Origin of the sequence: Mitsuaria sp. WAJ17 (assembly GCF_014174515.1) — a bacterium.
Taxonomy (GTDB): Bacteria; Pseudomonadota; Gammaproteobacteria; order Burkholderiales; family Burkholderiaceae_C; genus Roseateles_B.
In genome coordinates this window covers 81839-92345 of sequence record NZ_JACJUG010000023.1, presented here as the reverse complement: position 1 = coordinate 92345, position 10507 = coordinate 81839, and the positions used below count along the sequence as shown (strand labels likewise).

The window sequence follows — 10507 nt, the reverse complement described above, 5'->3', positions numbered from 1 at the left end:
CCGCGGGCGCGCTGGGGCCCACGGGCCGCCTGCACCAGGGGCAAGGCCGGCGGCTGCCATTCGCTCAGCTGCTGCAGGGCCTGGGCCAGGTCCCGCGGCCGGGCCAGGGCCTGGGCCGCCAGGGCGTCAGCCACCTGCTCCCGCTCCGCCCGCATGCGCTCGGACAGCCACCACACCACCGGGTGGAAGAAGAGCAACGCCTCCGCGAGGCTCTGCAGCAGGTTGATGCCGTAGTCCCAGCGGCGCACATGGGCCAGCTCATGGGCCAGCAGGGCTTCCACCAGCGGCGGCGGCATCTGGCTCAGCAGACTGCAGGGCAGGATCACCAGGGGCCGCCACAGGCCCAGGGCCACCGGGCCGTTGACGGCATCGGACAGCAGCAGCCGCACAGGCCGCTTCAGGCCCAGGCGCCGGGCCAGCGCCTCCAGGCGCAGCTGCCAGGCGGCCGGCGCAGGGACGGCGGTGCGGCGCAGGCCGCGCACCCACCACAGGCCGCCGGCCAGACGCAGGCTCATCAGCCCCACGCCGAGGACCCAGGCCAGCACGACCTGCGGCATCAACTCGGTGAGGGCTTGCATCCACAGCAGCTCGCTGCTGAACTCCAGGGCCTGCTCCAGCTCGCCAGGCGCGGCGGCCCAGGCCTGCAGGCAGGCGCCCAGGGGCAGGACCAGGCACCACAGCAGCCCCAGGCCGCAGACCAGGTAGCGGTGCCGGGCCGGCGCCTGGGAAAGCAGGCGCAATGCCCCGGCGACCAGCAGGCCGATCAGCGCGCCCTGCCACACGAAGTTCAGCAGGGCCCAGCCCAGGGCGGGTAGCCAGGGCAGGCTGTCCAGGAGGTCCAGGAGCGCGCTCATTCCTCGCCCCCCTGCAGCAAGCGACGGATCTCGTCGCGCTCCTTGCGGCTCACATGGCCCTTGAGCGCGGCCATCACCAGGGCCTTGCCGGAACCGGCGAAAGCCTTGGCGATGAGGTCCTTCAGCAGGCGGGTCTGCAGAGTCTGCTGCGCCTGCGCAGCGGCATACTGCTGCGGCCGGCAGGATTCGTCGCGCTCGACCAGGCCCTTGGCATGCATCAGCTGCAGCTGGCGCAGCACGGTGGCATAACTCGCATCGGGGCGCTCGGGCAGCAGGGCTTCATGCACCTGGCGGGCATCGGCAGCGCCGATGCGCCAGAGCACGCGCAGCAGGTCCAGCTCGGCCGGGGTCGGCTTCGGGCTGGCAGTAGAGGGAGACGCTGTCTTCATGCCGACAGCATAGATTTTCTAGAACATATTGTCTAGAACTTTTATTCTGAAAATGCGCCTGCAGCCAGGCGCCAGTCCTCGCGCGTCATGCCGTAGAACTCCCCATCCAGGTACTCGCCGCCGGAGAACACGACGCCGCGCATCAGGCCCTCGCAATGGAAGCCGGCCTTCTGCGCGACCCGGGCCGAGGCGAGGTTGTCGGGCGAAAGGCTGCAGCACAGGCGGTGGATGGGCAGGCTGCGGAAGAGGTAATCGACCAGAGCCCGCGCGGCAGCCGAACCATAGCCCTTGCACCGGTCGGCCGGGTCGTAGATCGACCAGCCGATCTCACGGGCCGTGGAATAGCGGTGGGCCAGGAAGTGCACCACGTCGCCCACCACGCGGCCTTCCGCGTTGACGACCATCAGCCGCTCCGTGTCCTCGCTGGAGAAGCCGTTGTCACGAAAACGCTGCCACAGCGTGGCCGGCGCGGTGATGCGGCCGGGCGCGAAGGCGCCGCGCCAGGCCGGGTCGGTCACCGCACGGATCAGCAGGGGCATGTCGTCCTCGCGGACGTGGCGCAGGGTGATGGCGGGAAGGGCAGTCGGGGTCATGGGGGGGGGCGGAGGCACCAATCCGGGGATGACAGGGGCGCGCAAGAGTGTCCCGGGCCGGGCGGGCGCTGGCAAGCCGTGCTTTCCTGCCCTTCAGCAATCCCCCATGCGAGGACCGGATTGCACCCCCGCTGTCAGCTTGGACGTCGGGCTCTGCCCCTAGAATCCGGCCGAAACGAGGACAAGCGTCCCCTTCCCACACATGAAACTCATCGGTTCCCTTACCAGTCCCTACGTCCGCAAGGTCCGCATCGTGATGGCGGAGAAGAAGCTCGACTACCAGTTCGTGCTGGAAGACGTCTGGGCCTCCGATGCCATCATGAAGATGAACCCCCTGGGCAAGGTGCCCTGCCTGGTCATGGAAGGCCAGGACTCGATCAGCGGTGCGGTCTTCGACTCGCGCGTGATCGTGGAGTATGTGGACACGCTGTCGCCCGTGGGCAAGCTGATCCCCGAGCGGGGCCGCGAGCGCACCGAGGTGCGCACCTGGGAAGCCCTGGCCGACGGCCTGCTGGACGCCGCCATCCTGGCCCGCCTGGAGCAGACCTGGACCGGCCGCAGCGAGGCCCAGCGCAGCGCCGCCTGGGTGGAGCGCCAGCTGGAGAAGGTGCAGGCCGCGCTGAAGGCCATGAGCCTGGGCCTGGGCGAGAAGCCCTGGTGCTCGGGCACCCACTTCAGCCTGGCCGACATCGCCACCGGCTGCGCCCTCGCTTACCTGGACTTCCGCTTCCCCGCCATCGCCTGGCGCGAGGAATACCCCAATCTGGCGCGTCACCTGGCCAAGTTGGCCACGCGCCAGAGCTTCATCGACACCGCCCCGCCGGCGGCCTGAGCACCGGAGCGCTGATCGCTCAGGCAGCGATCAGCTGCAGCTCGGTCAGAGCGCCCGAAGCACCCGCATGGGCCGGCGGGCACAGCGCATGCAGCTTGCGATACAGGCGGGCGATGCGGCGCTCCACCTCGTCCCGCAGCAAATACCAGGCCTCAGCAATCTCGGGCACCAGCCAGCCATGCGATAACAGGCTCAGCAGCGCCTGCTCGGCCCGGCTGATCAGGCTCAGCGCGGCCAGGGGCTGGCGGTCATGACCGGCCTCGATGCGCCGCGCCTCGCTGGCCTGGCGCCGCGCAGCACCGAAGCTCTGCAGGGCCTGGCGCGCGATCGCAGGCGACATCTGGGCCCGCCCCTGCGCCAGAGCCAGCAGGCTGTCCTGCAGACCGGGGCCGCGAGGCTGGTCCACGTGGTAGGCATGCGCCCCGCTGCTCAGGGTGCGGAACAGGGTCATTTCGTCGATGGCGTCGCTGATCAGCAGCACGCGGGGTCGTGCCAGGGCGGGCGGCAGGGTGTCCAGGTATTGCAGCAAGCAGCTCGCGTGGCCGTCGCTGAGGTGCACGTCGCTGACCAGATAGGCCGGCATCGCATGGCCCAGGCTGGCGGCCGCCTCCTGCCAGTGCCGGCTGGCCCCCAGGCAGTGCCAGCCGCTGTCCGCCAAGTCTCCAACCGCCCGGTTCAGGGAGCGCTGGCTGTGGCGGAGCAGGAAGACCGAAGACATGCGTGCAATTGGTTACAAGCCGCGCATTCTCCCCCAGCAGGGGGGCTTGACCACCCCGCAGGCATGGGGCTCAGGCCAGAATCTGCCCAAGATCAAGGAACGGGCGCATAGATCCGAATGGGCGCACGGGCCGGGCGCACAGGCCTTCCGGCGCCGCAGCCGCTCACACCCCGAGAAAGCCCCGCCGCAGCGGCCGCACCGGCTCAAAACTGCGCGCGCTGGCCATGGGCCAGTAGGTCTTGAAGACCGCGCCGGGCAGTTCGCCCTCCAGCAGGGCGCCGGGGCGCACGAAGGGCAGCAGATTGGTCAGCAGGCGCACCTCGTGCGGGCTGACCCGGTGCACGATGTGGTTCGCGCTGATCTCGCCCGGATGCAGCAGGCCGGCCGCCTGCACCAGCTCCTGCAGCGCATGCAGGGTGTTGCGGTGAAAGCGGTAGACGCGCTCGGCCTTGTCCGGCACCACCAGAGCCTGCTGGCGCAGCGGGTCCTGGGTGGTGACGCCCGTGGGGCAGCGCCCCGTGTGGCAGGCCTGGGCCTGGATGCAGCCCAGGGCGAACATGAAGCCGCGCGCCGAGTTGCACCAGTCCGCGCCCAGGGCCATGGCGCGGGCGATGTCGAAGGCGCTGACGATCTTGCCCGCGGAGCCGATGCGCACCCGCTCGCGCAGGCCCAGGCCCTCCAGCGTGTTGTGCACCAGCAGCAGGCCTTCCTGCAGGGGGGCGCCGACGTGGTCGGTGAACTCCAGCGGCGCGGCACCGGTGCCGCCCTCGCCGCCGTCCACCACGATGAAATCGGGCAGGATCCCCGTTTCCTGCATGGCCTTGGCCACGGCGAACCACTCCCAGGGATGGCCGATGCACAGCTTGAAGCCCACCGGCTTGTCGCCCGAGAGCCGGCGCAGCTCGACGATGAACTGCATCAGCTCCACCGGCGTCGCGAAGGCCGAGTGCGCGGCCGGCGAGTTGCAGTCCTCGCCCGCGGGCACGCCGCGGGTGAGGGCGATCTCGGGCGTCACCTTGGCCCCGGGCAGCACGCCGCCATGCCCGGGCTTGGCGCCCTGGCTCAGCTTGATCTCGATGAGCTTGACCTGGGGGTCGCGGGCATTGAGGGCGAACTTCTCGGGGTCGAAGCGGCCGGCGGGCGTGCGGCAGCCGAAGTAGCCGGAGCCGATCTCCCAGATCAGGTCGCCGCCGTTCTCGCGGTGGTAGGGGCTGATCGAGCCCTCACCGGTGTCGTGCGCGAAGCCTCCGGCCTTGGCCCCGGCGTTCAGGGCCAGGATGGCATTGGCCGACAGTGCGCCGAAGCTCATCGCCGAAATATTGAACACGCTGGCCGAGTAAGGCTGTGCGCGCTCGCCGCCGATGGTGACACGGAAGTCATGGCCCGGCAGCTGGGTGGGCTGCATGGAGTGGTTGATCCATTCGTAGCCGGCGGCGCCCACGTCCTTCTGAGTGCCGAAGGGGCGCTTGTCGGGGTCGCCCTTGGCGCGCTGGTAGACCAGGGACCGCTGCTGCCGCGAGAAGGGCGTGGCCTCGTTGTCGGACTCGATGAAGTACTGGCGCATCTCCGGCCTGATGTATTCCAGCAGGAAGCGCAGGTGGCCGATCACGGGGTAATTGCGCAGCACGGCGCGCTTGGTCTGGCGCACGTCGCGAAAGCCCTGCAGACTCAGGCCCATGAACAGGATGAACCAGGGCCAGGCCGGCCAAAAGTACCAGGTGCCCACCGCACTGAGCACCGCGCCCAGGCCGCACAGCCACCAGCTGAGGTAGCGCAGGGGGAAGTAGTCATCGACTTTTCTGAGCCAGGGCAGCATGCGGGCGGTCTCCGGAAGGCGGGGCGGCAGCGGGCCGGCGCAAGACCCGACCCCGGCAGCGCTGCCCCCAGAGCCGCAGTGCAGCATCAAAGCGCACCGCTGTCACGCTGCAGTGCGGTGCCTTTGCGCACACGCCACAGCGGGCGGCTTGCTGCACAATCGGCGCGCATCGAGAACCGCGCCCGAGCGCGCGCCCAACCTGGAGGAATCGCATGGGCATCAAGACCCTCATCTCGCCCGTCTGGTGGCTGCTGAAGAAGATCTGGTGGGTGGTGGACGGCATGCGCCGTGCGCTGCTCAACCTGATCCTGCTCCTGCTGCTGATCGCCCTGGTCTGGAGCCTGCTCAGTGGCGGCCCCAAGCCCCTGCGGGACAAGAGCACCCTGGTGCTGAGCTTCAACGGGCCGCTGGTGGAGCAGTTCTCGGGTTCGGCGCGCGATCAGGCGATCAACCAGCTGCAGGGCATCGAGCCCAAGCAGGTGCGTCTGCGCGACGTGCTGGCCGCCCTGGACGCCGCAGGCAAGGACGCCAAGGTGAGCCAGGTCCTGCTGGACCTGGACGGCTTCAGCGGCGCCGGCCTGGCAGGCCTGCACGAAGTGGCGGGGGCACTGCAGCGCGTGCGCGCCGCCGGCAAGAAGGTGCTGGCCTATGGGGACAACTTCAGCCAGCGCGCCTACTACCTGGCCGCCCAGGCCGACGAGGTCTATGTGCATCCCATGGGCGGCGTGCTGCTGGACGGCTTCGGCCGCCAGCGCCTGTACTACAAGGACGCGCTGGAACGCGTGGGCATCAGCCCCAACCTGCTGCGCGTGGGCACCTACAAGAACGCCGGCGAGCCCTACATTGCCAACGGCCCCTCCCAGGCTTCGCTGGAAGCCGAGAGCTATCTCTACAACGAGCTCTGGAGCGGCTTCCTGGCCGACATCGAGAAGGCCCGCAAGCTGGAGGCCGGCAGCCTGGCCCGCAGCATCGAGCAGGCCGACAAGGACCTGCTGGCGCTGCGCGGCGACATGGCCAAGCTGGCCCTGCAGCAGAAGCTGGTGGACGGCATCAAGACCCGCGACGAAGTCCGCGCCCTGCTGATGGAGCGCGGCGCCAAGGACGACAAGGGCCACAGCTTCGCCCGCATCGGCCTGGGTGAATACCTGGCCCGCCAGAAGCCGGTCCTGGCCGTGGGGCCCGCCGTGGGCGTGGTCGTGGCGCAAGGCGAGATCAAGGACGGTTCGGCCGCCCCCGGCATGATAGGCGGCGACTCCACGGCCGAGCTGATCCGCCAAGCCCGCGAGGACGAGCAGGTCAAGGCCGTGGTCCTGCGCGTCAATTCGCCCGGCGGGAGCGCCTTCGCCTCGGAAGTCATTCGCCGCGAGCTGGAGCTGACGCAAAAGGCCGGCAAGCCCGTCGTGATCTCCATGGGCGACGTGGCGGCCTCGGGGGGCTACTGGATCTCCATGTCCTCCGACGAGGTGATCGCCGACGCCGGCACCATCACCGGCTCCATCGGCGTCTTCGCCTTGCTGCCCACCGGCGAGAAGCTGATGGACAAGCTCAACCTGCACACCGGCGGCTACACCACCACCTGGCTGGGCAAGGGTTACGACTTCCGCACTGGCCTGGATCCGCGCATGGCTTCGGCCGTGCAGAGCAGCATCCAGCACATCTACGACGAGTTCACCGGCAAGGCCGCGGCGGCACGCAAGAAGAAGATCAACGAGATCGATGCCGTGGCCCAGGGCCGCGTCTGGACCGGCAAGCAGGCACTGGAACGCGGCCTGATCGACCGCCTGGGCAGCCTGGACGATGCGGTGAAAGCCGCAGCCGGCCGCGCCAAGCTGGAGGGCCAGCCGCGCGTCAGCTACATCGAGAAGGAGCCCGGCCGACTGGAGAAGCTGCTGCAGAGCTTCGGCGACACCCTGGCCCCAGGCATCGCCGCCTCGGTGCGCGCCCAGCTGGGCTTCCAGGTCCCACCGGCCCTGCTGCAATCCCAGCAGGACCTGGCCATGGCCAGCGAGCTGCTGGAAGGCCGCAAGCCCTTCGCCACCACCGTGCACTGCCTCTGCACGGCGCCCTGAGCCCCACCAAGGAACCACGACATGATGCGAATTGCCGCCGCCTTCCTGCTGCTGCTGGGCCTGCTCTCAGGCGCCGCCCTGCTGGCCGAACCCCTGCACCTGGCCCCGATCAGCGCGGGTGCCGCGCTGTGGGTCTTCTTCCCCCTGTTCAGCCTGCTGGGCTATGTGCTCTTCGCCATGGCCGCGCGCCGGGACCAGAGCCTGCTGATCACCCGCGCAGCCGGCGCCGCCCTGTTGCTGCTGGCGGGCAGCGCGGCGGCGCTGCTGGTGCTCTCCAGCGCGGGCGTGCTGGCGCTGCAGAGCAGCCTCTCCCTGTGGTACGTGCTGGTGGTCGCCGGGCTGCTGGGCCTGGCTGCCGCCCTGCCCAGTTCCAAGCGCGAGGACTGATCAGGCGGCGGCTGAGCCAGCTCCGGCCGCCGGGCGGCTTGCAGGAATCGCGGGCGCTGGGTTCCAATGGGGTCAAGCGGATCCCCTCCTGCCAACCCCGTCCACCCACTCCGGCATGGCTGCAGCAACCCTCCCGCCTGGATGCCCCGGCCCGCGCCGCCCCTTCGGCGCCAGGCGCGCGGCCCTGCAACTGGGCCTGGCCTGCGCGTTCGCCCTGGCCCTGCCCACCTCGCCGGCCCGGGCCATGGAACTGGTCAGCGCCGACTTCCCCGCCCTCATCAGCCCGCAGGGCCGCGACGCCCCGGGGCCGCTGGGGGACTTTCTGATCCTGCTCGGTGAACGGACGGGCTGGGACCTCCACCCGCACTTCTACCCCTTCGCCCGCGCCACGCTGATGGCGCGCACCGGCCGCCAGGTGCTGATGGCACCCCTGGCCCGCACGCCCGAGCGCGAGAGCCAGTACCGCTGGCTGGTGCCGCTCTTCACCCAGCGCTATGCCCTGATGGGACTGCGCAGCCGCTGGCCCAATGGCATCGACGAGGCCGTGGCACGCCAGTCCAAGGTGCTCACGCTGCGCGGCGCCCTCAGCACCGAGAGCCTGCACAAGCAGGGCTACCGCCAGGTGTCCCAGGAGCCCGACTACGAGCACATCCTGCGCCGCATGGGCGACGGCAGCGCCACGCTGCTCTACGGCGCGATCCCCGTAGTGACCGGCGCGATCCGGGCCGCGGGCCAAGACCCGCGGGACTGGGTCGAGGGGGCCAGCTACGACCAGAGCGAGATCTGGCTGGTGGGCAGCCCCGACCTGCAGGAGCGCCAGGTGCAGGCCTTGCAGGAGGCCTACGAACGACTCAAGCGCTCAGGCGAGCACCAGCGCCTGCTGCAGCGCATCGGGCTGCAGCCGGGGAGCGGCGCCGGATCCGGGAGTGGAGCCGGGAGTGGATCCGGACCCGGCGGCCTATAATCCACCCCACAGCGCCGATTTGTTCCGAATTGCGGGCGCTCAATAAATTCCGCTAAAGAGGGGCGCTCCTGCAACCGGCGTCCGCACCTCAGCGGAGCCGGTTTTTGCTTTTGGAGAGTCCCAAAATGGTCCCAAGCTCGGTAGGCGACGTGCAGCCCCAGCGCCTGCGCTTCGAGGCACCCCTGCCTTTGCGCAGTGGAGCACAGATCCGCGACTACGAGCTGGTCTTCGAGACCTACGGCCAGCTCAACGCCGACAAGTCCAATGCCGTGCTCGTCTGCCACGCGCTCAATGCCAGCCACCACGTGGCCGGCACCTACGCCGGGCAGGAGAGGAGCGAAGGCTGGTGGGACAACCTCGTCGGCCCCGGCAAGCCCCTGGACACGGACAAGTTCTTCGTTATCGGCATCAACAACCTGGGCTCCTGCTTCGGCTCCACGGGCCCCATGCACAGCAACCCGGACACCGGCCGCATCTACGGCGCCGACTTCCCGGTGGTGACCGTGCACGACTGGGTGGATGCCCAGGCCCGCGTGCTGGACGCCCTGGGCATCACGCAGCTGGCCGCCGTGCTGGGCGGCTCGCTGGGCGGCATGCAGGCCCTGGACTGGTCGCTGCGCTACCCGGACCGCATGCGGCACTGCATCGCCATCGCCACCGCACCCAGCCTGTCGGCGCAGAACATCGCCTTCAACGAGGTGGCCCGCCGCGCCATCGTCACCGACCCGGACTTCCATGGCGGCTTCTTCTACGAGCACGACGTGGTCCCCAAACGCGGCCTGCGCGTGGCCCGCATGATCGGCCACATCACGTATCTCAGCGACGACGTCATGGAGCAGAAGTTCGGCCGCGAGCTGCGGGCTGCCGAGCTGGGCTACAGCACCCAGGACATCGAGTTCCAGATCGAGAGCTACCTACGCCACCAGGGCGACAAGTTCAGCGAATACTTTGACGCCAATACCTACCTGCTCATCACCCGAGCCCTGGACTACTTCGACCCGGCGCGCGAGCATGGCGGTGACCTCTCCCGCACCTTCGCCAGCAGCCGCTGCAAGTACCTGCTGGCCAGCTTCACGACCGACTGGCGCTTCTCGCCGGCCCGTTCGCGCGAGATCGTCAAGGCCCTGGTGGACAACCGGCGCGACGTGTCCTACGCCGAGATCGATGCCCCGCACGGCCACGACGCCTTCCTGCTGGAGGACCCCCGCTACCACGGCGTGCTGCGCGCCTACTTCGAGCGCATCGCGAAGGAGTTCTGCTGATGAGCACCGCCCTGATCGAGACCATCGCCGCCCTGGTGCCCGAAGGCTCCCGCGTGCTGGACCTGGGCTGTGGCACCGGCGAGCTGCTGGCCTGGCTGCAGGAGAAGCGCGGCTGCACCGGCTACGGCGTGGAGCTGTCCGACGCCAATGTGCTGGCCTGCGCGCGGCGCGGCGTCAACGTCATCCAGCTGAACCTGGAGGAAGGGCTCTGCGTCTTCGAGGACCAGAGCTTCGACGTGGTGCTGCAGCTGGAGACCCTGCAGCACCTGCGCAATGCCGAGGCCATGCTGCGCGAGACCGCGCGCGTGGGCCGTGTGGGCATCGTGAGCTTCCCCAACTTCGCGCACTGGCCCAACCGCCTGCAGGTGCTGGGCGGCCGCATGCCCGTCACCCGCACCCTGCCCTACGAGTGGTACGACACGCCCAACATCCGCGTGGGCACCTATGCCGACTTTGAGGTGCTGGCGCGCAAGAACCGGCTGGACATCCTGGACAGCTTCGGCGTGCAGGACGGCCGCGTGGTGCGCAGCTTCCCGAACCTCATGGCCAGCATGGCCGTCTTCAAGTTCCGCAAGAGCTGACCCCCTTGCCATCGCCGGCTCGAGAAGCAGCGAGCTGGACGG

11 protein-coding genes are annotated in these 10507 nt (G+C 69.5%); 6 read left to right on the top strand and 5 right to left on the bottom strand.

Annotation, left to right across the window (positions count from 1 at the left end):
• From H5407_RS17790 to H5407_RS17780, 3 genes are all read right to left on the bottom strand, one after another.
• Positions 1-854 (bottom strand): M56 family metallopeptidase (locus tag H5407_RS17790; protein WP_183105829.1); only part of this gene is annotated, 854 nt, incomplete at its 3' end.
• Positions 851-1243: a BlaI/MecI/CopY family transcriptional regulator gene (locus H5407_RS17785; protein WP_183105828.1), complete on the bottom strand. Its 393-nt coding sequence runs from the start codon at positions 1241-1243 to the stop codon at positions 851-853. The genes H5407_RS17790 and H5407_RS17785, both read right to left, overlap by 4 nt.
• 41 nt (positions 1244-1284) lie before the next feature.
• The gene (locus H5407_RS17780) at positions 1285-1836 is read right to left on the bottom strand and encodes a GNAT family N-acetyltransferase (protein WP_183105827.1); all 552 of its coding nucleotides are present in this window, start codon (positions 1834-1836) and stop codon (positions 1285-1287) included.
• Positions 1837-2038: 202 nt separating this feature from the next.
• Here H5407_RS17780 and H5407_RS17775 point away from each other — a divergent pair, with 202 nt between their 5' ends.
• Positions 2039-2668 carry a glutathione S-transferase family protein gene (locus H5407_RS17775; protein ID WP_183105826.1) on the top strand — a complete coding sequence of 210 codons (630 nt, stop codon included), beginning with the start codon at positions 2039-2041 and terminating at the stop codon, positions 2666-2668.
• 19 nt (positions 2669-2687) lie between these two features.
• Here H5407_RS17775 and H5407_RS17770 read toward each other — a convergent pair whose 3' ends face one another.
• Entirely contained in the window at positions 2688-3386 is a 699-nt protein-coding gene (locus H5407_RS17770) for a response regulator transcription factor (protein ID WP_183105825.1), read from the bottom strand.
• 163 nt (positions 3387-3549) lie between these two features.
• The gene (locus H5407_RS17765; RefSeq protein WP_183105824.1) at positions 3550-5202 is read right to left on the bottom strand and encodes an FMN-binding glutamate synthase family protein; all 1653 of its coding nucleotides are present in this window, start codon (positions 5200-5202) and stop codon (positions 3550-3552) included.
• A gap of 212 nt (positions 5203-5414) precedes the next feature.
• Between H5407_RS17765 and sppA the strand changes: the two genes are divergently transcribed.
• The 5 genes from sppA to metW all read left to right on the top strand — a co-directional run bounded on the left by sppA (position 5415) and on the right by metW (position 10465).
• Positions 5415-7271, top strand: a complete 1857-nt coding sequence (gene sppA / locus H5407_RS17760; RefSeq protein WP_183105823.1) for a signal peptide peptidase SppA — start codon at positions 5415-5417, stop codon at positions 7269-7271.
• Positions 7272-7292: 21 nt separating this feature from the next.
• On the top strand, positions 7293-7658 hold the full coding sequence (locus tag H5407_RS17755) for a hypothetical protein (protein ID WP_183105822.1): 366 nt from the start codon (positions 7293-7295) through the stop codon (positions 7656-7658).
• Between the two features lie 115 nt (positions 7659-7773).
• Entirely contained in the window at positions 7774-8622 is an 849-nt protein-coding gene (locus H5407_RS17750) for an ABC transporter substrate-binding protein (protein ID WP_183105821.1), read from the top strand.
• Positions 8623-8747: 125 nt separating this feature from the next.
• Positions 8748-9884, top strand: a complete 1137-nt coding sequence (locus tag H5407_RS17745; protein WP_183105820.1) for a homoserine O-acetyltransferase — start codon at positions 8748-8750, stop codon at positions 9882-9884.
• Positions 9884-10465: a methionine biosynthesis protein MetW gene (metW, locus tag H5407_RS17740; protein WP_183105819.1), complete on the top strand. Its 582-nt coding sequence runs from the start codon at positions 9884-9886 to the stop codon at positions 10463-10465. Before H5407_RS17745 ends, metW begins: the two co-directional genes overlap by 1 nt.
• Positions 10466-10507: the final 42 nt, after the last annotated feature.